Source organism: Mesorhizobium sp. WSM4848 (assembly GCF_055811375.1).
This window is the reverse complement of the sequence record NZ_JBVVPX010000002.1, coordinates 103,142-126,391: the sequence shown is the minus strand read 5'-3', so window position 1 is coordinate 126,391 and position 23,250 is coordinate 103,142. Positions and strand designations below refer to the sequence as shown.

The 23,250-nt window shown below is 63.5% G+C and carries 21 protein-coding genes and 1 other RNA gene; 4 read left to right on the top strand and 18 right to left on the bottom strand.

What is annotated here, in order from left to right:
- Position 1 precedes the first annotated feature (1 nt).
- The 9 genes from ftsW to mraZ are packed head-to-tail and all read right to left on the bottom strand — an operon-like array spanning position 2 to position 10,254.
- Entirely contained in the window at positions 2 to 1,153 is a 1,152-nt protein-coding gene (gene ftsW / locus AC0L16_RS02965) for a putative lipid II flippase FtsW (RefSeq protein WP_473618907.1), read from the bottom strand.
- Complete coding sequence (gene murD / locus AC0L16_RS02960) at positions 1,153 to 2,556, bottom strand: UDP-N-acetylmuramoyl-L-alanine--D-glutamate ligase (RefSeq protein WP_287121361.1); 1,404 nt, start codon at positions 2,554 to 2,556, stop codon at positions 1,153 to 1,155. Before murD ends, ftsW begins: the two co-directional genes overlap by 1 nt.
- Positions 2,557 to 2,564: 8 nt before the next feature.
- A complete protein-coding gene (gene mraY, locus AC0L16_RS02955) occupies positions 2,565 to 3,647 on the bottom strand; it encodes a phospho-N-acetylmuramoyl-pentapeptide-transferase (protein ID WP_023798736.1) in 1,083 nt (360 codons plus the stop codon).
- A 24-nt stretch (positions 3,648 to 3,671) separates the two neighbouring features.
- On the bottom strand, positions 3,672 to 5,105 hold the full coding sequence (locus AC0L16_RS02950) for a UDP-N-acetylmuramoylalanyl-D-glutamyl-2,6-diaminopimelate--D-alanyl-D-alanine ligase (protein WP_473618906.1): 1,434 nt from the start codon (positions 5,103 to 5,105) through the stop codon (positions 3,672 to 3,674).
- The gene (locus AC0L16_RS02945; protein WP_473618904.1) at positions 5,102 to 6,556 is read right to left on the bottom strand and encodes a UDP-N-acetylmuramoyl-L-alanyl-D-glutamate--2,6-diaminopimelate ligase; all 1,455 of its coding nucleotides are present in this window, start codon (positions 6,554 to 6,556) and stop codon (positions 5,102 to 5,104) included. The genes AC0L16_RS02950 and AC0L16_RS02945 overlap by 4 nt, the downstream gene beginning before the upstream one ends.
- 54 nt (positions 6,557 to 6,610) lie before the next feature.
- Positions 6,611 to 8,374, bottom strand: a complete 1,764-nt coding sequence (locus tag AC0L16_RS02940) for a peptidoglycan D,D-transpeptidase FtsI family protein (RefSeq protein WP_473618903.1) — start codon at positions 8,372 to 8,374, stop codon at positions 6,611 to 6,613.
- Positions 8,371 to 8,763 carry a cell division protein FtsL gene (gene ftsL, locus AC0L16_RS02935; RefSeq protein ID WP_473618901.1) on the bottom strand — a complete coding sequence of 131 codons (393 nt, stop codon included), beginning with the start codon at positions 8,761 to 8,763 and terminating at the stop codon, positions 8,371 to 8,373. The genes AC0L16_RS02940 and ftsL overlap by 4 nt, the downstream gene beginning before the upstream one ends.
- Positions 8,764 to 8,767: 4 nt before the next feature.
- Complete coding sequence (gene rsmH, locus AC0L16_RS02930) at positions 8,768 to 9,799, bottom strand: 16S rRNA (cytosine(1402)-N(4))-methyltransferase RsmH (protein WP_473618900.1); 1,032 nt, start codon at positions 9,797 to 9,799, stop codon at positions 8,768 to 8,770.
- Entirely contained in the window at positions 9,796 to 10,254 is a 459-nt protein-coding gene (gene mraZ / locus AC0L16_RS02925; RefSeq protein WP_023798730.1) for a division/cell wall cluster transcriptional repressor MraZ, read from the bottom strand. Before mraZ ends, rsmH begins: the two co-directional genes overlap by 4 nt.
- Before the next feature lie 427 nt (positions 10,255 to 10,681).
- On the opposite strand from mraZ, the gene AC0L16_RS02920 reads away from it, so the two are divergent.
- The gene (locus tag AC0L16_RS02920) at positions 10,682 to 11,797 is read left to right on the top strand and encodes a cystathionine gamma-lyase (protein WP_473618899.1); all 1,116 of its coding nucleotides are present in this window, start codon (positions 10,682 to 10,684) and stop codon (positions 11,795 to 11,797) included.
- Between the two features lie 9 nt (positions 11,798 to 11,806).
- Here the strand turns inward: AC0L16_RS02920 and AC0L16_RS02915 are convergent, their stop codons facing one another.
- From AC0L16_RS02915 to AC0L16_RS02875, 9 genes are all read right to left on the bottom strand, one after another.
- Positions 11,807 to 12,100, bottom strand: a complete 294-nt coding sequence (locus AC0L16_RS02915; RefSeq protein ID WP_473618898.1) for a type II toxin-antitoxin system RelE/ParE family toxin — start codon at positions 12,098 to 12,100, stop codon at positions 11,807 to 11,809.
- Positions 12,097 to 12,381: a type II toxin-antitoxin system ParD family antitoxin gene (locus AC0L16_RS02910; RefSeq protein ID WP_027153799.1), complete on the bottom strand. Its 285-nt coding sequence runs from the start codon at positions 12,379 to 12,381 to the stop codon at positions 12,097 to 12,099. The genes AC0L16_RS02915 and AC0L16_RS02910 overlap by 4 nt, the downstream gene beginning before the upstream one ends.
- A 182-nt stretch (positions 12,382 to 12,563) precedes the next feature.
- Positions 12,564 to 12,707, bottom strand: a complete 144-nt coding sequence (locus AC0L16_RS02905) for a type II toxin-antitoxin system RelE/ParE family toxin (RefSeq protein WP_473618897.1) — start codon at positions 12,705 to 12,707, stop codon at positions 12,564 to 12,566.
- Positions 12,704 to 12,979 (bottom strand): type II toxin-antitoxin system ParD family antitoxin, encoded by a 276-nt coding sequence (locus tag AC0L16_RS02900; RefSeq protein ID WP_473618895.1) that lies wholly within the window; start codon positions 12,977 to 12,979, stop codon positions 12,704 to 12,706. The genes AC0L16_RS02905 and AC0L16_RS02900 overlap by 4 nt, the downstream gene beginning before the upstream one ends.
- Positions 12,980 to 13,163: 184 nt before the next feature.
- Positions 13,164 to 13,561, bottom strand: an RNA gene (rnpB, locus tag AC0L16_RS02895) — RNase P RNA component class A.
- A 59-nt stretch (positions 13,562 to 13,620) separates the two neighbouring features.
- A complete protein-coding gene (locus AC0L16_RS02890; protein ID WP_473618894.1) occupies positions 13,621 to 14,412 on the bottom strand; it encodes a lytic transglycosylase domain-containing protein in 792 nt (263 codons plus the stop codon).
- A 183-nt stretch (positions 14,413 to 14,595) separates the two neighbouring features.
- Positions 14,596 to 15,357: an N-acetylmuramoyl-L-alanine amidase gene (locus tag AC0L16_RS02885; protein WP_473618892.1), complete on the bottom strand. Its 762-nt coding sequence runs from the start codon at positions 15,355 to 15,357 to the stop codon at positions 14,596 to 14,598.
- Positions 15,354 to 16,073: a TerB family tellurite resistance protein gene (locus AC0L16_RS02880; RefSeq protein WP_473618891.1), complete on the bottom strand. Its 720-nt coding sequence runs from the start codon at positions 16,071 to 16,073 to the stop codon at positions 15,354 to 15,356. Before AC0L16_RS02880 ends, AC0L16_RS02885 begins: the two co-directional genes overlap by 4 nt.
- Positions 16,074 to 16,381: 308 nt before the next feature.
- Positions 16,382 to 16,579, bottom strand: coding sequence for a hypothetical protein (locus AC0L16_RS02875; RefSeq protein WP_202366999.1), 198 nt, complete (start codon positions 16,577 to 16,579; stop codon positions 16,382 to 16,384).
- Between the two features lie 200 nt (positions 16,580 to 16,779).
- Between AC0L16_RS02875 and AC0L16_RS02870 the strand changes: the two genes are divergently transcribed.
- The 3 genes from AC0L16_RS02870 to AC0L16_RS02860 all read left to right on the top strand — a co-directional run bounded on the left by AC0L16_RS02870 (position 16,780) and on the right by AC0L16_RS02860 (position 23,008).
- Entirely contained in the window at positions 16,780 to 20,766 is a 3,987-nt protein-coding gene (locus AC0L16_RS02870; protein ID WP_473618890.1) for a hydantoinase B/oxoprolinase family protein, read from the top strand.
- A 311-nt stretch (positions 20,767 to 21,077) separates the two neighbouring features.
- On the top strand, positions 21,078 to 22,325 hold the full coding sequence (locus AC0L16_RS02865) for a BtaA family protein (RefSeq protein ID WP_473618889.1): 1,248 nt from the start codon (positions 21,078 to 21,080) through the stop codon (positions 22,323 to 22,325).
- Positions 22,322 to 23,008 (top strand): class I SAM-dependent methyltransferase, encoded by a 687-nt coding sequence (locus AC0L16_RS02860; protein ID WP_473618888.1) that lies wholly within the window; start codon positions 22,322 to 22,324, stop codon positions 23,006 to 23,008. The genes AC0L16_RS02865 and AC0L16_RS02860 overlap by 4 nt, the downstream gene beginning before the upstream one ends.
- Positions 23,009 to 23,250 lie beyond the last annotated feature (242 nt).

Below are 23,250 nucleotides of genomic sequence, written 5' to 3'. Positions count from 1 at the left end.
TTCACTCCGCCGGCATGGCGCGGCTGGACGGTGCGAAGCCCAATTGCTTGCGCTTTTCCGGCCGCTTGCGCGTCAGCGCCAGCACCATGCCCATCGAGATTGCGATGGCGATCTGCGAGGAGCCGCCATAGGAGATGAACGGCAAGGTCATGCCCTTGGCCGGCATCAGCTGCAGATTGACGGCCATGTTGATGACCGACTGCAGACCGAAGACCGTGACCAGGCCGCCGACCGCATAGCGTGTGAAATCGTCCTGCTCCTTGAGCGCGGTGCCGAGGCCGCGCAGCACGATGAAGGCGAAGATGGTCATGATGAAGAAGCACATGATCAGTCCGAACTCCTCGCCGGCCACCGAGTAGACGAAATCGGCATGGCTGTCGGGTATGACCCGCTTGACGGTGCCCTCGCCCGGCCCGACGCCGAACCAGCCGCCATTGATCAGCGCATCGCGGCCCATGTCGACCTGGAACGTGTCGCCCTCGCCGGTCATGAAGCGATCGATGCGGCCGGCGACATGCGGGAACACCGTATAGGCGGCAAACACGCCGCCGACGCCGGCAGCGCCCAGCGCGATGATCCACAGCCATGGCAGTCCGGCCATGAAGAACATCACCCCCCAGGTGCCGAGCACCAGCATGGTCTGACCGAAATCGGGCTGCGCCACCAGCAGCGAGATGACAAGGGCCAGCAGCAGCATGGCGAACAGATTGCCTGGAATGTCGGGCTGGCGCTTGTGTTCGGCAAACAGCCAGGCGCAGATGACGACGAAGGCAGGCTTCAGGAATTCCGACGGCTGCAGCGACACGCCGGCGACCGACACCCAGCGACGCGCGCCCTTCACCTCGACGCCGATGTAGAGCACCGCCACCATCAGCACCAGCGTGATGCACAGCATCGCCAGGGCCATGCGCCTGATCTGCCGCGATTCCAGGAAGGAGACGGCCAGCATCACGCCAAGTGCGGGAATGGTGAAGATGATCTGCCTTGTGGCGAAGTGGAAACTGTCCAGGCCGATGCGCTGGGCCACCGCCGGGCTTGCCGCGAAGGACAGCACGATGCCGAGCCCCATCAGCGACAGGAACGCAGCCAGGAACCATCGGTCGATCGTCCACCACCAGGTGGCAACCGGGCTTTTGTCGAGACGGCTTTGCATTATCGTGCCCCTCCGATGAGCTTCACGCCATCAATAGTGCTCGCAGCTTGCCTGAAGGCTTCGCCGCGCACTTCGAAATTCTTGAACTGGTCGAAACTGGCGCAGGCCGGCGAAAGCAGCACCACCACCTCGCCATTGCCATCGTCCCTGGCCGCGTCGCTTGCGGCATGCTCGACTGCTGCGGCCAGCGTGCCGGAGATCTCGTAGGGCACCGCCTCGCCGAGCGTCGCCGAGAAGGCTGGTGCGGCCTCGCCGATCAGATAGGCCTTGGCGATGCGCGGAAAGAGGCCGCGCAACGGCTCGATGCCACCCTCTTTCGGCAACCCGCCGGCGATCCAGTAGATGCGCGGAAAGCTGGACAATGCGGGCGCTGCCGCATCGGCATTGGTCGCCTTGGAATCGTTGATGAACAGCACATGGCCCTTGCGGCCGACCTGCTCCATGCGGTGCGCCAGCCCGGGAAAGCTCTCCAGCCCCGACTGGATCTCGCCCAGCTCGAGCCCGACCTTGAGACAGGCGGCGAGAGCAGCCAGCGCATTCTGCGCATTGTGCTGGCCGCGCAGCGAGCCGATGCCCTCGAGAAAGGCGACCCGGCTGTAACGGCCGTGCACCGCCTCCATCAGGTCGGTGCCGTCGGCGAAATAGCCGTCGGTCAGCGGCAGCCGCTTCGAAATGCGGATGACGTGCCGACCTGCCCGTTCCAGCCGGTCGGCGAGCTGGGCACACCAGGAATCGTCGACGCCGACGATAGCCGTCTCGCTGCCGGCCGCCAGCCGTTCCTTGATCGCGGCGTAGTGCTGCATCGTGCCATGACGGTCGAGATGATCGGGCGTCAGGTTGAGCAGGACGCCGGCGGTCGGGTTGATCGAGGGCGCCAGGTCTATCTGGTAGGACGAGCATTCCACGACATAGTGCCGCCCCGGTTCCGGCGGATCGAGCGTCATCACCGCGCGGCCGATATTGCCGCCCATCTGCGTGTCGCGTCCGGCCGATTTCAGGATATGCGCCGTCAGCGCCGTGGTCGTCGATTTGCCGTTGGTGCCGGTAATGGCGATGAACGGCGCTGCCGGCGCCAGCAAGGTCCGCTGCCGGCAGAACAGCTCGATGTCGCCAATGATCTCGACGCCTGAAGCGCGCGCCAGTTCCACTGTCCAGTGCGGCTTCGGATGCGTCAGCGGCACGCCGGGCGACAGCACGAAGGCCGAGAACTTCGCCCAGTCGGCGCCACGCAGGTCGCCGGTCGCGATACCGACGGCCGCGGCATTGGCGACACTGCCGGGATTGTCGTCCCAGGCGAGCACCTCCGCTCCGCCCTCGATCAAGGCGCGCGCAGTGGCGATCCCCGAGCCGCCGAGCCCGAAGAGCGAGACGCGCTTGCCTGCGAAGGATGCGGCGGGGATCAAGCGGCCTCCTATCGGAGCTTGAGGGTCGACAGGCCGACCAGCGCCAGGATGACGGCGATGATCCAGAAGCGGATCACCACCTGGCTTTCGGTCCAGCCGAGCTTTTCGAAATGATGATGGATCGGCGCCATCAGGAACACCCGCTTGCCGGTCATCTTGAAGTAGCCGACCTGGATGATGACCGACAGGATCTCGACGACGAACAGGCCGCCGACGATGACCAGCACGATCTCGTGCTTGGTGGCAACCGCAACCGTGCCGATCAGGCCGCCCAGCGCCAGCGAGCCGGTATCGCCCATAAAGATCGCCGCCGGCGGTGCGTTGAACCACAGGAAGCCGAGGCCGGCGCCGATCACCGCGCCGAGGACCACCGCCAATTCACCGGTGCCGGGCACGAAATGGATCTGCAGATACTCGGCGAACACCGCATTGCCGGACAGGTAGGCGATGACGCCGAAGGACGCCGCCGCGATCATGATCGGCACGATCGCCAACCCGTCGAGGCCATCGGTCAGGTTCACCGCATTGCCGGCGCCGACGATAACGAAGCACGAGAACGGGATGAAGAACCAGCCGAGATTGATGAGGAACTCCTTGGCGAAGGGGAAGGTTAGCGACGACGAGAACGGCGCCTGGCCATTGTGCATGATCACCCAGGCGGCGATGCCGGCGATGACGAATTCAAGCCCCAGCCGCGCCTTGCCGGAAAAGCCGAGATGCGATTGCTTCGTCACCTTGAGATAATCGTCGTAGAACCCGATCGAGCCGAAACCCAGGGTCACCAGCAGCACCACCCAGACATAGATGCTGGACAGGTTCGCCCACAACAGCGACGAGCCGATGATGCCGCACAGGATCATCAGCCCGCCCATGGTCGGCGTGCCGGCTTTCTTGAAATGCGTCTGCGGCCCGTCGGCGCGGATCGGCTGGCCCTTGCCCTGCCGCAGCCTCAGCGAATTGATGATGGCCGGGCCGAAGATGAAGACGATCAGCGCCGCGGTGATCAGCGCGCCGCCGGTGCGGAAGGTTATGTAGCGGAAAACGTTGAAGACCGAGATCTTGTCCGCGAATTCGACGAGCAGTGTGAACATGCGATTCGGTCCCCCGACCTGGCTCTAGGCCTGTTTGGCGGTTGCGGCTGCCGCCGGAAATTTGCTGAGCAGTGCGTCGACCAGTTTGGAAAACCCGATGCCTTTCGACGATTTGATCATCACCACGTCGCCCGGCTTCAGCGCCGACAGAAGCACCAGTTTCAGATCCTCTGCGCCGGCGCGATACTCTGTCTCGATCTCGTCAGGCAGGATGTCGGCCAGCGCCCGCATTTGCGGGCCGGCGAGAAAGACCGTGCGCGTGTCGGTGCCGACGATGAGATCGGCAAGGGCGGCATGCAGCTTCGCCGAATGGTCGCCGAGCTCGAGCATGTCGCCGAGCACCGCGATGCGCCTGCCTTCGCCCGACACCGGCGTCGCGTTGAGCAGCGCCATTGCTGCGCTCATCGACGCCGGATTGGCGTTGTAGCTCTCGTCGATCAGCGTGATCGGACCTTTCGGGTGGCGCAGCACATGGCGCTTGCCGCGTCCGCGTTCGGCCGAAAGATCGGCCAGCGCCAGCGCCACCCTGGCGATGTCGGCGCCGACCAGGTGCGCGGCGCCCAGCACCGCCAGCACATTCTGCACCATGTGTCGGCCCGGCGCGCCTACCCTGGCGGTGATCTCCTGACCGCCGATCTTGGCAGCGATGACGGAATGATCGGCATGCAGCGCGCATTTCAGCAGCTTGAAGGTCGCACGGGCATTCTCACCAAAGCCGTAGATGTGCTCGACGCCGGCGGCTCTTGCCATCTTGTCCAGAAGCTTCCAGCGCGGGTCGTCGCGGTTGAGAAGGACGGCGCCGTCCGGTTCCAGCCCTTCGAAAATCTCGGCCTTGGCCTTGGCGATCTCGTCCAGATTGCGGAAGAAGCCGAGATGTGCCGCGGCGATCATCGTGACGATGGCGACATGCGGCCGGACCATCCTGGCCAGTGGCCGGATCTCGTCGGGATGGTTCATGCCGATCTCGAACACGGCATAGTCGCAATCCACAGGCATCCGCGCCAGCGTCAGCGGCACGCCCCAGTGGTTGTTGAAAGACTGCGCCGATGCGTGCACCTTGCCGACCACGGACAGCACATGGCGCAGCGCTTCCTTGGTGGTGGTCTTGCCCGCCGAACCGGTCACCGCGATGATCTTGGCATTCGAGCGCGCGCGGGCGGCCAGCCCCAACTTTTCCAGCGCGGCCAAGACGTCCTGCACGACGATCATCGGCGCCGTCAGCCGCCCGAGCGACGGCAGCTTGCCCTCGGCGACGACCAGCACGCCGGCGCCGGCCTTGATGGCGGCGGTCGCGAAATCATGGCCGTCCATCGCCTCGCCCTTGATCGCGAAGAAGGCATCGCCCGGCGCAAGACTGCGGCTGTCGATCGAGATGCCGCTGATACCCTCCGGCATCGGACCGAGCGGTCGTCCGCCCATGGCGGCGACGAGATCCTCTGAGGTCCACAGGAAGCTCATGCCGCGCGCTCCTGGAGCGCGGCGCGGACTTCCTCATGGTCGGAAAAATGCAGCGTCTCGGCGCCGACGGTCTGGCCTTCCTCATGCCCCTTGCCGGCCACAATCAGCGTATCGCCGGCATGGAGCATGGCGACTGCCTGGTGGATCGCCTTGCGCCGATCGCCGATCTCGATGCCGCCGGGTGCAGCGGCAAGAATCGCAGCACGGATCGTTTCGGGCACTTCCGAGCGCGGATTGTCGTCGGTGACGATGACGACATCGGCGAGCCGCGTGGCGATCTCGCCCATGATCTGACGCTTGCCGCGGTCGCGGTCGCCGCCACAGCCGAACACGACGATGACGCGGCCGGTGGTGAACGGCCGCACCGAAGCCAACACATTTTCCAGCGCGTCCGGCTTGTGCGCGTAATCGACATAGACCGGCGCACCGTTGGCAGTGGTGCCAACAAGGTCCAGCCGGCCCGGGGCGCCCTTCAATTTCTCCAACGCCATCAGGGCTTTGGCGGCAGGTGTTCCAGTGGAGATTGCGAGGCCGGCCGAAACCAGGGCATTGGCGATCTGGAAATCGCCGGCCAGCGGCAGGTCGATCTCGTGGAGAACGCCATCGACTTCCACCTCGGCACGTTGGCGGTGGCGTTCATGCTCGACCCGCTTCAGGGTCAGGAACTCGCCGTGGCGGCCGACCGTCAGCACATCCAGTCCCGCCGCCCTTGCCGCCTGGATCGTCGGATCCGACCAGGGATCGTCGGCAAAGATGACGGCCGGCGCGCCCTTCGGCAGCAGCGCGTCGAACAGGCGCAGCTTGGCGCGATGGTAGTGCTCGACTGTCGGATGATAGTCCATGTGATCGCGGCCGAGATTGGTGAACCCGCCGGCTGCGAGCTTCACGCCGTCAAGCCGGCGCTGATCGAGACCATGGCTGGAGGCCTCCATCGATGCATGGGTGACGCCGGCATCCGCCAGTTCGCGCAGCAGCCTGTGCAGGTCGACCGGGTCGGGGGTGGTCAGCGACCCATACTCGTTGCGGCGCGGCGCCACCACGCCGGTTGTGCCGATCGAAGCAGCGGCAAAGCCTGACTGCTCCCAGATCTGCCTGGTGAAAGCCGCAACCGATGTCTTGCCGCTGGTGCCGGTCACCGCGACCATGGTTTGCGGCTGCCTGCCGAAGTAGCGGGCCGCACTCAGCGCCAGCGCCAGGCGCGGATCGTCAACGGTGAAAACCGGCACCGGCAGTCCGGCGACGTCGCTGCCCTTGCCGGCCACGATCGCTGCGGCGCCGCGCTTGGCGGCATCGGCGGCGAAGGCCACGCCATCGGTCTTGGTGCCGGCGAGCGCGAAAAAGACCACGCCTGGTCCTACCTGGCGGGAATCCGAAGAAATCCCGGTAACCTCCGTATCGAAGGACGCTGTCCCCTCGACAGGCAGGATACCGGCTAGGTCTTTCAGCTTCATCGAACCCCGTTCATAGCAACAAAATAGCGCGCAGTTGCCGGCGCGCCCTCAGAATCACTGATAGGAAACCAGCGTTGCGCCATTTTCATGGCTGAAATCTGGCTTCACGCCAAGCATGGAAGCCGAACGTCGGATAATGTTTGCAGCCATGACGCCAGCATTCGAGGCGGCCGTCGCACCCATGCCGGGTTTTTCCGGCTTCGGTTCGTCGGCGATCGTAAGCACGATGTATTGCGGATCGTCCATCGGGAAAGCCGCGACGAAGGCGTTGAAGTTCTTGTCCTTTGAGTAGCGGCCGTTGACAACCTTCTCGGCCGTTCCCGTCTTGCCGCCGACGCGATAACCTGGAACCTTGGCGTTCCTGCCTGAGCCTTTCTCGGCATTGAGTGCGTAGAGATAGCGCATGTTCTCGGAGGTCTTGTCGCTGACCACTTTCTTGGCCACCGGCATCGCCTGTTCCTGCGCCCGTCTCAGGAATGTCGGCTGGATCAGATAGCCGCCGTTCATCAGCGCGGCACAGCCGACCGCCGTCTGCAGCGGCGTCGTCGACACACCGTGACCGAAGGCGATGGTGATCGAATGGACTTGTTTCCAGATTTTGGGCTCGGTCGGGCGGGCGACCTCGGGCAGTTCCGTCTGCATTCTCTCGAGGATGCCCAGGCGATGCAGGAATTCCCGGTGCCCCTCGATGCCGACCGCTTCGGCTTCCTTGGCCGAACCGATGTTGGACGAATAGATGAACACTTCGGGCACCGACAGCACCCGGGACTTGCCATGAAAATCATGGATGGTCTGGCGGCCGATCCTGATCGGGCGCGTAGCGTCGAAACGGCTTTCCAGCGTCACTTTGCCGGAATCGAGCGCCATGGCGGTGGTGAAGCTCTTCAAGGTCGAGCCCATCTCGTAGAGCCCGGCCGACATGCGGTTCAAGCGGTCCTTGTCGTGCGCATTATAGGGGTTGTTCGGATCGAAGTCGGGAACCGAGGCCATCGCCACCACTTCGCCGGTCTTGACATTGAGAACGACGGCGCCCGCCGCGATTGCGCGGTATTTTTCCATGCCGGTGGCGACCTCGTCACGCACGATATGCTGGACGCGCAGGTCGATCGAGAGCTGCACCGGCTTCAGATCCTTGGCCACCGCCAAGCCGGACGCTTGAAGATCGCTCAGCCCCTGTTCGTCGATGTATTTCTCCATGCCGGAGATGCCCTGATTGTCGATGTTGGTGAGGCCGACAATGTAGGACGAGGTTTCGCCGGCCGGATAGAAGCGGCGCTTTTCGGTACGGAAGCCGACGCCGGGAATGCCGAGCTGCAGGATGTCAGATTGTTGCTTGGGCGTCAGTTGCCGCTGCAGCCAGACGAAGCCGGCGCCGCTCTTCAGCTTGTGATAGGTCTGCTCGTAGTCGATTTCGGGAAGCACCGTCGCCAGTTTTTCGATCGCCTCGTCGGCGTCGACAATGCGGCGCGGTTCGGCAAACAGCGACGCCGTCTTGATGTCGGTCGCCAGAACTTCGCCGTTGCGGTCGACGATGTCGGGCCGTGACGCCGTCACCCGGCTCTGCGGACCGCCGGACAGGTCGGGGTTCTGGAAACCGAGATAGACCAGCCGCCCGGTGATGGTCAGATAGATGCCGAAAAACACCGCCATCGTCATCACGACGCGGGTCCTGCCCTTGCCGCCGGTCGCCTTGCGGGCGCCTTCGACCACAATCGATCCGTCGTCGCCGGACTTGGCGCGGCGCGTCAGCAGACTGGCGAGCAACGGAACTCTTGCGATCCCCGGAAGTTTGGCGATCCCTGGAAGTTTGGCGGTCATTGGACGATGCCTCCGGTGACCACGGGGTCGTTGCCCATCGGTTCCTTGCCGGAACTGTCGGCCATGCCGCCCAGCCGCTCGGACGAAAGGTCCTCGATGGTGAGGGGTTTTGCCGGCAGATCGTCCAGCCCGATGATCTGGCGGGCGCTGACCGGCTCGAGCGCGAGTTGCGATTTGTAGATATCGGCCAGCTTTTGCAGGCGCGACGGCTGGGTAAGCAGGCTCCAGTCCGCCTTCAGGAGATCGATCGTATCCTCCTCGTAGCGGATCTGCGCCTGGATCTTGTGCACCGCCGCCAATTGTTCCTCGGCCTCGCGCTTGGTCTTGAAGGTCAAGGCCGCGGCCGAAACCATGACGGCGATAAGGACTATGTCGCTGGTACGAAACACGTGCTCACCTCTCTCCCGGCCGCTCGACGCCGGGAAGTTTTGGGTCAGGAAGTTTTGGCAGACCGAAAATCGAAAAATCGCCGGCGCGCGGCGGCGCGTCGGTGCGGATCGCAGCGCGCAGCCTTGCCGAGCGCGCCCGCGGATTGGCTGATATCTCGGCCTCACCAGGCGTCACGCCGCCGCCCATCTTTTTGAAGGTGGCGCTGCGCGCCTGCGCCTCGGGCAGGTGCCGCGATCCGCTCGCCGCATCGGCGCGATCGGCAATGAAGCGCTTGACGATGCGGTCTTCCAGGGAGTGGAACGTCACCACGGCCAGCCGCCCGCCCGGTTTCAGCACGCGTTCAGCCGCAAACAGCGCTTTGGCCAGTTCGCCGAGTTCGTCGTTGACGAAAATGCGCAGCGCCTGAAAGACGCGGGTCGCCGGATGGATCTTGTCCTTCGGCGCACGGCCGATATGCGTCTCAATGGCGTCTGCAAGCTCGAGCGTGCGCTCGAACGGATGTTTTTCGCGACGGCTTTCAATCATGCGGGCGATGCGGCCGGCATGGCGCTCTTCGCCAAGAAACCCGAAGATGCGGGCAAGATCGCCCACCTTGAAAGAGTTGACGACATCGGCGGCGCTCAAGCCCACTTGCGCCATGCGCATATCGAGCGGTCCGTCGGCACGGAACGAAAAACCGCGCTCCGCCTGATCGATCTGCATGGAGGAGATGCCGATGTCGAGCACGACGCCGCCGGCGCTTTCGACATGCTCGTCCAATGTCGAGAACGGCGCCTGGACGAGCCGGAGCCTGCCGCCCGATTGTTGCTCGAGAACACGACCGGCAGCAATCGCATCCGGATCGCGGTCGATTGCGACAACCGAGGCGCCGCTCGCCAGAATGGCTTTGGAGTAGCCGCCGGCGCCGAATGTGCCATCGACGAACACCTCGCCCGTTTTGGGCGAAAGCGCTTCCAGCACTTCGGCAAGGAGGACCGGAATGTGACGGGCCGGTCCGCCAACGGCGTGAGGGTCATCGCCGTAGCCCGCCATCATTCCGGCCGCTCCCCAGGCTTCGTCCCCTGCCGAAGCTGCAAAAGCCGGGCGCGTGCTTCCGCCCCATAGGCGGTGAGCCGTCCAGGTTCCCAGATCTGAAAGAAATTGCCGCGGCCGACGAAAGCCACTTCCGCGGAAATGCCGGTGTGCTCGCGGATGAAATCGGTCATCGAGATGCGGCCGTCCTGATCGAGCTTGAGAAAGGTTCCATCGCCATGGCAGAAGAACGACATGTCGTCCGAGGTCTGCAGGAAGGGGTCTTCCTGCGCGATGCGCTGCTCGTAGCGGTCGAGCAGGTCGAGCCCGCCGACATCCATCGCCGGACGGTCCAGGCAGCGCAGCGCATAGAGTTCCGAATAACCGCGCTTCTGCACAACCGCACGGAAATGCGCTGGAACGGACACCCGCCCCTTCGCATCGATCCTGTTCACCGCGCTCGACAGAAACCGGTCCATTACGCGTTACGGCCGCTTGCGCCGCCGCACCCCTCTGCATCTTCCCGCCCGCGCCGCCGCAGCGCGGTCCCAGCCCAAAACTCACTTCGTTCCGCCCAAAACTCACTTCTTTGCGAAAGCCGAAAACGGGCGAACGCGCAGCCGCCGCGGCTGCCCGATTGGCGTACGCTTCACCCTGACGCGGAACGAAGGCTTGAATGTCTAAATGGGATATCATGGGGTACTATGGGCGTCAACGGGAATAGGCTTCACAAACGCGCGCCACAACCGATGAGGGCAGCTTTGACGGCACTCCCGTGCTTATGCTCCATTAAGCCTAACGAACCGTTTAGAGCGGTTTTCCGGCGCGGTTCGGCGCTTGCCTGCCGGTGTCACCCGGCATAGCGTCTGCGCATCCTTCTCCTCAAAGTCAGGGTTCGAAAAAACGATGTCCGAAACAGCGAAGTCGCGCGCCGCCACCCTCGCGCATTTGCGTGGCGTCAAGCTCGCCAGGGGCGATCCGGTCTCGCTGCCGCTGACAATGACGACCACTTTCCATCTGCCCGGCAATCCGGCCGGCGTCAGCCAGTACGGGCGCTACGACAATCCGACGTGGGAAGCAGTGGAAGACCTGCTCGGCCACCTCGAGGACGCGCCGTCCGTAGCGTTCCCGTCGGGCATGGCCGCGATCGCGGCGGTCTTCTTCGCGCTGCTCAAGGCGGGCGATCGCATCCTGTTGCCGTCCGATGGTTACTACACGCCGCGCCTGCTTGCCGAGCGCTTCCTCAAACCTTTCGACCTCCCGTTCGACACACGACCGACCAAGTCCTTTGTGGACGGCGGTTTTTCCGGCTACCGGTTGGTGTTCGTCGAGACACCATCCAATCCCGGGCTGGACATTTGCGACCTGGCTGGCGTGGCGCGCCTTGCGCACGAGGCCGGCGCGCTGGTCGTCGCCGACAACACCACGATGACGCCTTATGGTCAGCGCCCGCTCGATCTCGGCGCCGACATCGTCGTTGCTGCTGACACAAAGGCGCCCAATGGCCATTCCGACGCGCTGTTCGGCCATGTCGCCAGCCGTGACGCCGGCATCATCACCGCCATCCGCGAGTGGCGCAAACTGTCGGGCTCCATCCCCGGACCATTCGAAGCCTGGCTGGTCCATCGGGGCCTTGAGACGCTGGAAGTCCGCTTCGACCGCATGTGCAAATCGGCCGAACTGATCGCCCGACGCCTGACAAATCATCGGGCCGTGAAATCCGTCCGCTTTCCTGGACTGGAGGATGACCCTTCGCACAATCTGGCGACCACCCAAATGGAACGTTTCGGCTTCCTTGTCGGCCTCGACCTGGGGAGTGAAGCCAGGGCCGAAACGTTCATTGGCGCCTGCGCCCTGATCCAGCCGGCGACCTCCTTCGGCGGCGTCCACTCTTCGGCCGAGCGGCGCGCCCGCTGGGGTGATGCGGTGCCGCCGGGCTTTGTTCGCCTGTCGGTCGGCTGCGAGCCGGTGGAAGCGCTTTGGCAGGCGATCGAGGCGTCGCTGGACGGCGTCGACGGTTGAACGAACCGATCACCAAGCCAGATCGTCGGCTTCGATATTGCGCCGGCCATGCAGCACACGCAGGATCTCGACTGCATCCTCGCCGACACGATACAAGGTGAGGTATTCGCCGACGACCAGATGGCGGATGCCGGGCGCAATGTCTTCGCGCGGCGCGCCCGAGAAAGGATGCAGGGTCAACAAATCCCAACGCCTCTCCAAGACATTCACCAGGCGGATCGCCGCATCAGGATTGTGTTCGGCAATGTAGTCGCCAATAAGTTCGAGGTCGATTAATGCCTGGGGAAGCAGGCGGTATTTCACTCCTCAAGGCCTTTGGCCTCGGCCATTTTCAGATATTTGGCGCGCAGTCGTTCCATGATTGGCGGCCCGTCCAGCGCCGGTCCGCTGTCGATCCCCTCCTGCACCAGCTTGCGCAACTCCTCGACCGTGTAGCCGTGCAAATCACGGCGGTCCTTCCATTGCCTGAGTGCGTCGCGGATCACCTCACTCGCGGAAGCATATTCGCCGGCGGCGACTACATCGTCGACCGCCGCCGCCAATTCCGGTGAAAGCGTGATGCTGCGTTTGTCGACCTGACCCATGGTGCGCTCCTAATATCGACGCACTGGAAGGTACGATCTAATCGCACCACATTCAAGGAATGTCGCTAAGTCCGGCGACTTCCGGCAAAAGCTGATCGACACGGTACAAGGTGAGGTATTCGCCGACGACCAGATGGCGGATGCCGGGCGCAATGTCTTCGCGCGGTGCGCCCGAGAAAGGATTAAGTCGTCAGTTGCTGCCAGCGCGCTTCGATCCGGTCGAGCAGCCGGTCCGCTGCAGCCTCGTCGCCTCGAGCAATATGAAGCCAGATCGCGATCAAATCCTCTTCTGCATTTGCAGTTCGGATGATGGGCAGCAAATTCATGCCGCGTTATCGGGTTTCAATCGTCTACGCGCTTCGGCCTTGATTTCATCGATCGACGCAAATCGTCCCGGTCCGCTGTCGATCCCCTCCTGCACCAGCTTGCGCAACTCCACGACCGTGTAGCCGTGCAAGTCCCGGCGGTCCTTCCATTGCCTGAGCGCGTCGCGGATCACCTCACTCGCCGAAGCATATTCGCCGGCGGCGACCACATCGTCGACCGCCGCCGCCAGTTCCGGCGAGAGCGTGATGCTGCGTTTGTCGACCTGACCCATGGTGCGCTCCTGATACCGTCCGCACCAGGAAGGTACGATTTAATCGCACCAGTTTCAAGAAACGCTTGCTCCATGCACAGCCCAGTGAAAGCTGATTCAGTCAATGAAGCGCCTGAACCAGCAAGCGCGCCCGAAGACGCAACCTGCTGATATCAGGGGATTTCCTTGTAGAATCTGGACGAAAATTGCCAGCTGGCCTGTAAGCCGGGTTCTGTATGGCCCTCGCCCCTTGCGGCGCGAGAACGTGGCGGCCATTCATCTTGGACGCATGTTGCCATGCGCCTCATGCAACCTACCCGGGCGGTGAGCCGGAAACAGCCCTCGAGGGTTTCCCCTCGCACCGCCCCTATTCGGTCTTGCTCCCGGTGGGGTTTACCGTGCCGCTCCTGTTGCCAGTCGCGCGGTGGGCTCTTACCCCACCCTTTCACCCTTACCACGACGGATCGTGGCGGTTTGCTTTCTGTGGCACTTTCCCTAGGGTCGCCCCCGCCGGCCATTAACCGGCACCGTGTCTCCATGGAGCCCGGACTTTCCTCACCCGCAGCCTTTCGGCTTCGCGGGTGCGGCCGCCCGGCCAGCTGGCAAGGCGTATAAAGGGATTCACATTCGAAAACGCAAACAAAAAAGCAGGTCCCGGTCTATTACGCCGGCGCTCCAAGCGCGGCCAGCTGCACTTTGACCTTGCCGCAATAGGCCGCGGAAATCGGGTTCATCCGCTTGGCGCCATGGCCGGCATTGTACTTCAGGATCGTGCCGCAGGTCGTGCCGTCGCCGAGGTTGCGCGCCATGGCGAGGTATTTCATGCCGTATTTGATGTTGGTCTCGGGATCGTGGAGACCCTTGATCGAGCCGCTGTAACCCATCATCCGCGCCGTCGACGGCTTGATCTGCATCAGGCCGATCTCACCGGCGCGGCCGACCTGGTTCGGCTGAAACCTGCTCTCGATCATGATGACGGCCTTGGCGAGCGAGACCGGCACACCATTGCTGGCCGCATGACGCTCGATGACCGTCGAATACTGGCCGCTATCGCCAGCGGCCGCCGGCTTCGGCGCCGCCGCCCGGCTTTGCCGGCCGATCGACGCCGTCGTCGCCTGGTCGATGCGGGTCCTGTTGCGCTTCACATGCCGCTTGGAGACTGCCTTCTTTGCAAGGACTGGCTTCTTTGCAACGACTGCCTTCTTTGCAGAGACCTTTTCCGCCTTTGCGGATGCTGGCTTTTTCGCTTTCACCGCAGCAACTTTTTTCGCCTTTGCGGAGGCTGTCCTTTTTTCTCCGGCATCTTGCCCGGCTTTCGGCGTGGCAGTCTTATCGGACGCGGTCATGAAACCCTGGTCGGCCCGCTGGCTCAAAGGCGCGCCATTGGCCGCACCGATGGCAAAAGTCATTACGCCGGCAGCAACAGCTGCCGTTAAAACGGTCAATTTCTGCATGGGATCCTGTTCTGTTTGAACCGCGCGAAGAACTTCACGCAGCTACGCCAATCAACGTCGGAACATTTGGGAGGCTGTAGGTCCGACAACTTGCACGGATCGCCTTTGACGGTCGAATTGGCGGCAAAAAAGGCGGGGCAAGTCACTTTAAATGACAGGCTGTAACTTACAGCCAGGAAAAGACTACTTGGACGGAACTGCCCTCACCGAGCCAAGCAGCCGTTCCAGCGTGCGAATTGTCGATCCGTCGGCCACGCCATCCACTTTGCGTTGCCGGAAATGCCTCTGGAAAGCCTCGACCACGATTTCGGTTTGCCGATCGAAAGCGCCTGATATCTCCACGCCATAACCGTAGAGCGCCAGCATCGACTGCAACGCCTCGACCTCGGCAGACGCGTCGCCGGCCTTCAGCACCGCGCCGCGCCTGACGGATGCCGCTTCGACAAGATGGCCGACACCGGCCTCGAACAGGGCCTTCCAGGGGAATCTCTCGCCCGGGTCGATCTTGCGTCCCGGCGCCACGTCGGAATGGGCGAGCACCCGTTGAGCCGGGATGGAATGGCGCTGAACAATCCCCTTGCACAGGCCGATCAGGGCATCGATCTGCCGTTTCGGAAAATTCCGGTAGCCGAGCGAATGTCCCGGATTGACGATCTCGATGCCGACCGAACAGGAGTTGATGTCGCTGCGTCCGAACCAGGAACTCTTGCCGGCATGCCAGGCACGGTCGCTTTCCCTGACCATCTGGACGATGCGGCCGTCCTCATGGACGAGATAGTGCGACGAAACCTCGCTGGCCGGATCGCACAGCCATGCTTCGGCGCCGGCGCCGGTCTCCATGCCGGTGTAGTGCAGCACGATCATGTCGGGCTTCTCGCGTCGTGGACCGAAATTCGGCGATACCCTTACCTCGGCGCTCGGCTCGTCGGGCAGGAAGCCGCTCATGCGTGCCGCAGGCCCCGTTCGATCATCTCGTAGGCCGCGTTGATCGCCGCTATCCTGCTGGTTGCGATCTTGATGAATTCCTGCGGCAGGCCGCGTGCGATCAGCCGGTCGGGATGGTTGTCCGAAACCAGCTTGCGATAACGCTTCCTGACCTCCTCGAAGGTTTTTCCCCGCTCGATGCCGAGCACGACATAGGGATCGGCCGCACCCATATCGACGTGCCGGGCCAGAATGCTCTGGTAGTGCGCCTCCTCGATCCGGAAGATCTCGGCGATGCGATGCAGGAACTGGCCTTCGCGCTCGTGGACCAGCCCGTCGGCCTTGGCGATATGGAACAGCCCGTCGAGAATGTCCTCCAGCATCGCGCAGTTCGAATGGCCGGAGCCACAAAGCTGCGCCATGCGCGCGGCATAGGTCTCGAAGCCGGCGATGTCGCGCTTGGCCAGATCGTAGAGCCGCGCCACATTGCGCGTCTGGTCCTTCGGCACTTCGAAGATCTGCTGGAAGGCGCGCACCTCGTCCTGGGTGACGATGCCGTCGGCCTTGGCCATCTTGGCCGACAGCGCGATCATCGCCACCGAGAAGGCGACGCGCCGGCGCAGGTCGGGGTCGCCGGAGAAAACCGTGCGCACAGCCTCGACCACGTCGGCGACGCCGGACGAGGTTGAGGACGAAACGCGGGTGATGAAGTCGCCGAGGCGGTCCCAAATCGACATGGGCACCTATTAGGGCTAACTGGCCACCGCTATCAAGCCCACCGCTATCAAGCTGAAGACGATGCCGCAGGGCCGGCCCAGCCGGTTTCGCGGCCGCCTGAGCAGCTTGCGCAACCGTCGATCATGGAAATCAGCAGGCAGGAGCCGCCATAGCGCGCGAAACTGCAAGCCTTCGTCACCTTGCCATTTCGGCCCCGTCTGCTGGGCAAAAAGTGACAGGCCACCAAGCTTGCGGCGGCGGCCGCAAGAAGACTGTCCTGAAGTCAGAAGGCCGGCACGATGCCGGCCTTCTGTTCATCACATAAGAATTACTGCGCCGGCGCAGGCTGTGCCGGAGCCGGCTCGGCCGGCTTGGTCGCGTCAGGAGCCGGCTGCATCGGCTGTTCGTTGGCCGGCGGATTGGTGCTCTGCGTGGTGGTGGCGTCCCCGCCCGTGCCGCTGTCGCTGCAAGCCGCAACGCCAAGCAGGGCAAGCGCCGAAACCGACGCAAGAATGAGTTTCTTCATGACATCTCTCCTCTAATCACGCCCCCGCTACCGGTGACGATCGAGGACAGAATGCACCAAGTGCCCCATGGGTTTCATAACATTGCGTTTCCATATGTAACATCATCTGCTCTTGCGTTGCCGGCGAAGCCATGGCGAATTAACACCAATCCACGGCGAATTAGCACATTTGAATCAATAAAATGCCCGGGAGAGCTGCCGTGACCGCCAAATGGGATTTCTGGATCGACCGCGGCGGCACCTTCACCGATGTCATCGGCCGGGACCCGCAAGGCGGGCTGCACCCGCGCAAGCTGCTGTCCGAGAATCCCGAGGCCTATGCCGACGCCGCGATCCAGGGCATTCGCGATCTGCTCGGACTAAAATCCGGCGCGCCGATCCCATCCGGCCTGATCGGCGACATCAAGATGGGCACCACCGTTGCCACCAACGCGCTTCTGGAGCGCAAGGGCGACCGTGTACTGCTGCTCATCACCAGGGGGTTTCGCGACGCGCTGAGGATCGCCTATCAGGCGCGGCCCGATATCTTCGCCAAGCAGATTATCCTTCCCGAACAGCTCAATGAGCGCGTCATCGAGGTCGATGAGCGCGTGCGCGCCGACGGCAGCGTCGAAAGGCTGCTCGACATCGCCGCCATGCGCCCGGCCATCGAACAAGCCAGGGCCGACGGCATCGACGCGGTGGCGATCGTGTTCATGCATGCCTGGAAATATCCCGACCACGAAAAGGCGGTTGCAAAAGTCTGCAGCAAACTGGGGTTTTCGCAGATCTCGGTCAGTCATGAGGTGTCGCCGCTCATCAAGCTGGTCGGCCGCGGCGACACGACCGTGGTCGACGCTTATTTGTCGCCGATTCTGACAAGGTATGTGCAGAAGGTGGCGGAAGAGCTGGGCGTCCTCTCCCCCCTCGAGGGGGGTGAGGAGCGATCGGCCAAAGGCCGAGAAAAAGCCAACGATTTGGCTTTTTCAGCGACGAACGCCCGGAGCCATAGCGAAGGGCGGGCTGCGCAGCAGCCAGAGGGGGTCATCTCAGAAGGCACCGCCAGAGCGTCGAACCCAGTCGAGGCGCCCCCACCCGGCGGCTTCGCCGCCACCCTCCCCTCAAGGGGGAGGGAATCTCCCCGCCTGATGTTCATGATGTCGTCCGGCGGCCTTACCGCCGCCGATATGTTCCAGGGCAAGGACGCGTTGCTGTCCGGTCCGGCCGGCGGCGTCGTCGGCATGGTCGAGACTGCAAAGCTCGCCGGTTTCGACAAGGTCATCGGCTTCGACATGGGCGGCACCTCGACCGACGTCGCCCATTATGACGGCGGCTATGAGCGCGCCTTCGACACCGAGGTTGCCGGCGTGCGCATCCGCGCGCCGATGATGCGCATCCACACCGTCGCCGCCGGCGGCGGCTCGATCCTGCACTACGAGGCCGGCCGTTTTCGCGCCGGGCCGGATTCGGCCGGCGCCAATCCCGGCCCGGCCGCGTACCGGCGCGGCGGCCCGCTGGCCGTCACCGACGCCAATGTCATGCTGGGCAAGCTGCAGCCCGATTTCTTTCCGGCCATTTTTGGGCCCGGCCAGAACGAGCCGCTCGACGTGCAAACCGTGCGCGAGAAATTCGCAGCGCTCGCCGCCGAAATCGGCGACGGCCGGACGCCGGAGGCGGTCGCCGAAGGGTTCGTCACCATCGCCGTCGAAAACATGGCCAACGCCATCAAGAAGATTTCCGTGCAGCGCGGCTACGACGTCACCGAATATCTCCTGAATTGTTTTGGCGGTGCCGGCGGCCAGCACGCCTGCCTCGTTGCCGATGCACTCGGCATGGAGGCGGTGCTGATCCATCCGTTCTCCGGCCTGCTGTCGGCTTATGGCATTGGGTTGTCCTCGATTTTTTCCTCGCGCCAGCAGGCGCTGCTGAAACCGCTGGCGGAAGTGTCCAGGCCGGCGATCGACGAGCTCATCGCAACGTTGCGCAAAGCCGTCATCGACGAGCTTGCCGCGCAAGGCATTGCCGAGGACGCCGTCGCCTCCAAACCGGTGCTGCAGATCCGCTACGACGGCACCGACACCGCGCTGCCGGTGAATTTCGAGCACGGCTTGATCGCACGCGCCAAGGCGGATTTCGAAGCCGCCCACAAGGCGCAGTTCGGCTTCGTCTATGACGACAAGCCGATGATCGTGGAATCGGTCGGCGTCGAAGGCATCGACAGCGGCGGCGCCGTCCGCGAGGAAAGTGATTCAATCCTTGAGGACATCGCCGCAAGCCCTTCGGAAAATCGAAAAATCTTCGTCGACGGCACATGGCGAGACGCCGGCATCTTCCGCCGCGAGCCGCTCAAACCCGGGCACAAGCTTGGCGGCCCTGCCCTGGTCATCGAACCGAACCAGACCATCGTCGTCGAGCCGGGCTGGCAGGCCGAAATCACCGCCAAGAACCACGTGCTCCTGCGCCGCATCGAGAAAAAGCGCCGGCTGGCGGCACTCGGCACCGAGGCCGATCCGGTCATGCTGGAGGTGTTCAACAACCTGTTCATGTCGATCGCCGAACAGATGGGCGTGACGCTGCAAAACACCGCCTATTCGGTCAACATCAAGGAACGGCTGGATTTCTCCTGCGCCGTCTTCGACCGCAATGGCGCGCTGGTCGCCAATGCGCCGCACATGCCGGTGCATCTCGGTTCCATGGACCGTTCGGTGGAAACCATCATCCGGCTCAATTCCGGAGACATTCACCCCGGCGACGTCTTTGCTCTGAATGCGCCTTATAATGGCGGCACGCATCTGCCTGACATTACGGTGGTGACGCCTGTCTTTTCCCTCCCCCTTGAGGGGAGGGTGGCCGCCCACGGGTCTTGCCTCCGGCAAGCCCGAGGACAGGCTCCGCGGCCGGGTGGGGTCGGCTCGACTGGGTTCGACGCTCTGGCGGTGCCTTCTGGGGAGACCCCCACCGCCGCCTTCGGCGGCACCTCCCCCTCAAGGGGGGAGGAGATCCTCTTCTACGTCGCCTCGCGCGGCCATCATGCCGATATCGGCGGCACGGCGCCCGGCTCGATGACGCCGCTCGCCACCACCGTCGACGAGGAAGGCGTGCTGTTCGACAATTTCCGCATCGTCGATCGCGGCCGGTTCCGCGAGAAGGAGCTGGAGACGCTGCTCACCGACCACCCCTATCCGGCACGCAATCCGCACCAGAACATCGCCGACCTCAAGGCGCAGATTGCCGCCAATGAAAAGGGTGTTGCCGAGCTGCGCCAGATGGTCGCGCATTTCGGCCTTGGCGTCGTCGAGGCCTATATGGGCCATGTCCAGGACAATGCCGCCGAAAGCGTGCGCCGCGTGCTGGAGCGGTTGCCCGACAGCTCCGCATACGAGTATCCGACCGACACCGGCCAAATCATCAAGGTGAAGATATCGATCGACCGGCAAAAGCGTGAGGCGACCGTCGACTTCACCGGCACGTCGCCGGTCATGAAGAACAACTTCAACGCCCCCGAGCCGGTCGCCCGCGCAGCCGTGCTCTATGCCTTTCGCGTCATGGTCGAGGACATGATCCCGATGAATGCCGGCTGTCTGAGACCGATCCACATCATCATTCCCGAGGGTTGCATGCTGAAGCCGACCTACCCTGCCGCGGTCGTCGCCGGCAATGTCGAAACCTCGCAGCATGTCACCAATGCGCTGTTCGGCGCCATGGGCGCGATGGCCAATGCGCAAGGCACGATGAACAACCTCACCTTCGGCAACAAAAAGTACCAGTATTACGAGACGATCTGTTCCGGCTCGCCGGCAGGCCGGATGAACAACGGTCGCGGCTTTGCCGGCACCTCCGGCGTCCACACCCACATGACCAATTCGCGCCTGACCGACCCGGAAGTGCTGGAGTTGCGGTTCCCCGTCCTGCTCGAGGATTTCCACATCCGCGAAGGCTCCGGCGGCAAAGGCAAATGGAGTGCCGGCGACGGCACCGAGCGCACCATCCGTTTCCTCGAAAAGATGGAATGCGCGATCCTGTCCTCACATCGCAACCGCCCGCCGCAAGGCCTGGACGGCGGCGGCGATGGCGAGGTCGGCTCGACCAAGGTCCGCCGCAAGGATGGCCGCATCGAAGTCCTGAAGGCTTGCGACCAGACGCTGCTCGAGGCCGGCGAAGCCGTCATCGTGACGACGCCGACGCCGGGCGGATTCGGCCGCCGCTAAGGAGGCATCCAGAATTCGCTCCGGCGAGTCAGGTGGGGTGGTTTTCGAGAACCGAAGCGGAGCGGACATTTGGGTCCGTGAGCATCGCGCATGACCCCGAAAATCGGAACGATTTTCGGAAAGGATCATGCGCAAAATCAAAATGCTACAGCGTCCTTTGCGCGTCCTTGGGGACGCGCGGCGCTGTAGTAGCACAGAAAACCGCATCAGATGACCGCCGGAGTAGAATTATCGATGCCTCCGACTGTCACCGGCCTGTCATCCACCTGCGCTACCCGCTTGCGCCAGAGCAAACGGGGAATCGCCTTGTCATGACGGATGTTTCCGGAGAACTGGTTTTTCGCCGCGGCAAGCAAGTTGGCAAGGCCGTCTACCAGAATCGCCCGCTGTCCAAGGCTGGCCTCTCCGAGCGGCTCTTCGCCTTGCTGTTTTCCGGCCTCGTCTATCCGCAAATCTGGGAAGACCCCGACGTCGACATGGAGGCAATGCAGCTTGGCCAGGGCCACCGCGTCGTCACCATCGCCTCGGGCGGCTGCAACATCCTTGCCTATCTCACCCGGTCACCCGAACGGATCGACGCCGTCGATCTCAACGCCGCCCATATCGCGCTGAACCGCATGAAGCTCGAAGCGGTGCGCCATCTGCCGTCGCAGGGCGACCTGTTCCGTTTCTTCGGCGCTGCCGAGACCCGTCACAATTCGCAAGCCTACGACCGCTTCATCGCGCCGCATCTCGACCCGGTCAGCCGCCATTACTGGGAACATCGCAACTGGCGCCGGCGTCGCCGCATCGCCGTCTTCGACGGCAATTTCTACCAGACCGGCCTGCTCGGCCTGTTCATTGCCATGGGCCATCGCACCGCCAAATTATTCGGCGTCGATCCGGCCCGCATCATGGAAGCCAAAAGCCTCGCCGACCAGCGCCGCTTCTTCGACGACGAGCTGGCGCCGGTCTTCGAAAAGCCGCTGCTGAAATGGGCAACATCGCGAAAAGCCTCGCTGTTCGGCCTCGGCATTCCCCCGGCACAGTACGATTCGCTGATCACCTCGGGCGACGGCACCATGGCCAGCGTGCTGAAGGCCCGGCTGGAAAAGCTCGCCTGCGATTTTCCGCTAGAGAACAACTATTTCGCCTGGCAGGCTTTTGCCCGCCGCTACCCCAATCCCGGCGAGGCGGCGCTGCCTGCCTATCTCGAAAAACGCAACTATCAGGCGATCCGCAACAATGTCGGCCGCGTCGCCATCCACCATGCCAATCTGGTCGAATTGCTTGCCGGCAAGGATGCCGGTTCCGTCGACCGCTTCGTCCTGCTCGACGCACAGGACTGGATGACCGACGACCAGCTCAATGCGCTGTGGGCCGAGATCACCCGCACCGCGTCCACTCATGCCCGCGTCATCTTCCGCACCGCCGCCGAACCCAGCCTGTTGCCCGGCCGTGTCTCGAATTCGCTGCTCGACCAGTGGAGCTATGCGGACGAGGCCTCGCGCGAATTCTCGGCCCGCGACCGTTCGGCCATCTATGGCGGCTTCCACCTCTATGTGAAGCAGCCCGCATGAGCGCGACCGAACTGCCGGCCAGGCACGCCGAAGCGCCGGCCGACCACGGCGAACTGATGGACGGCGTCTACCGCTGGCAGCGCCACATCTACGACCTGACCCGCAAATATTACCTGCTCGGCCGCGACCGGCTGATATCAGGGCTGGAAGTGCCGGCGCGCGGCACCGTGCTCGAGCTTGGCTGCGGCACCGGCCGCAACATCGTCCTCGCCGCCCGCCTGTATCCCGACGCCCGCTTCTTCGGTCTCGATATTTCAGCCGAAATGCTGGAAACGGCCACTGCTGCCATGGCCCGCGAAGGCCTGTCCGGCCGCGTCAAGCTGGCGCGCGGCGACGCCACCGATTTCGACGCGAAGGCGCTATTTTCCGTCGAACGTTTCGACCGCATTTTTGTCTCCTATTCGCTGTCGATGATCCCCGGCTGGGAGAAGACGATTTCCGCGGCACTTGCGGCTCTGTCACCCGGCGGCTCGCTGCACGTCGTCGATTTTGGCCAGCAGGAGGCCCTGCCCCGCTGGTTCCGCACGTTGCTTCGCGGCTGGCTGAGAAAATTCCACGTCGAGCCGCGTGGGGCCCTGCGGGACGTCCTGGAAACGGAATCTGCACGTACCGGCGCAACCCTTCGGTTTAGAACGCTTTATCGCGGTTACACTTGGCTGGCCGTGATCAAGACCGCCGTCTAGCTCCTCGGCACAGAGGATTTGGTTCTTTGGCTGAGCCCTGTGGACGGTCGCTGGCGACCGGCCTGCAGCTGCCAATCTCCAACGTCTGCGATTAGCCAAATCCCACCACGCCTTCGTCATCCCAGAGCGAGCAAGGAGCGAAGCGACTGGGATCCATTCCGTGACATCAGCCGAAGGATGCAGCGGCTCAGAATGAAAACAGCAGTGATCCTTCGCGCCCCCCTCTGTCCTGCCGGACATCT